At 49.2% G+C, this 705-nt stretch carries 1 pseudogene; it reads left to right on the top strand.

Annotated elements, in window-relative coordinates:
* Positions 1 to 58: 58 nt before the first annotated feature.
* Positions 59 to 705, top strand: a pseudogene (locus AB4496_RS29020) (hypothetical protein); the annotation flags it as partial.

The raw sequence follows: 705 nt of genomic DNA, 5'->3' as shown, positions 1-705 counted from the left end.
TTCCATCACTGCACCGACTTCCGTTCGCACAAAAACGCAGGCCAACATGGTCGAGAGATTGTCGAAGCGTTCTTTCGCAAAACAAGTTAAAGGCTTGGATGTATCGAACATTCACCGGGTTCAAAATGATGCCATCAGCGCACTGAACGTGTTGGTCGACATCACCAACCGCTTAAAGCTTGAAGATGAAAGCCTTCAAGACATTAACCACGCCATCAACAAAGCGTTCTCTGCAGTGAGCAGCCTCAGCACCAATCCAACTGAGTTCGCTGATCTGTTTTCTGCGTCAGTGGATGCGGTGGCCGATGGTGTTCAAGCCGAGCCAAACTCAGGTAATGAAGCGGTAGACAACTCGCGCAGTGCTCAAGCTTTACTGCTAGGTGAAGTGAAACCGGACACGCCAACTCAACACCACAATGTGCAGATGGTGACGGGCGCAGTGAAGATGAACAAAGACATCACACACCTAGAAAAAGGCGACCGCTTTGATATTACGAAGTCGGCTAAGCAGCCTGAAACCATCAAGAATGACCTGTCGACTTTGATTGTCGGTATCGATGAGCGCATCAAAGACACCACCCAAGTGTCGACGCTTGAAAGCATAGAATTGTTCGATGCAGTCACTACATTGAAAAGCAATGTGAAGGTTCAGCAAGATAAAGTGATCAGCGGTACCGCGCCCCATAGAACGGTGCAGTCACCACG

It is taken from the genome of Vibrio sp. 10N.222.46.A1, assembly GCF_041473595.1.
Lineage (GTDB): Bacteria > Pseudomonadota > Gammaproteobacteria > Enterobacterales > Vibrionaceae > Vibrio > Vibrio tasmaniensis_A.
Note: the sequence above shows the minus strand (reverse complement) of the source record. Positions and strands in the feature narration are given on the sequence as shown.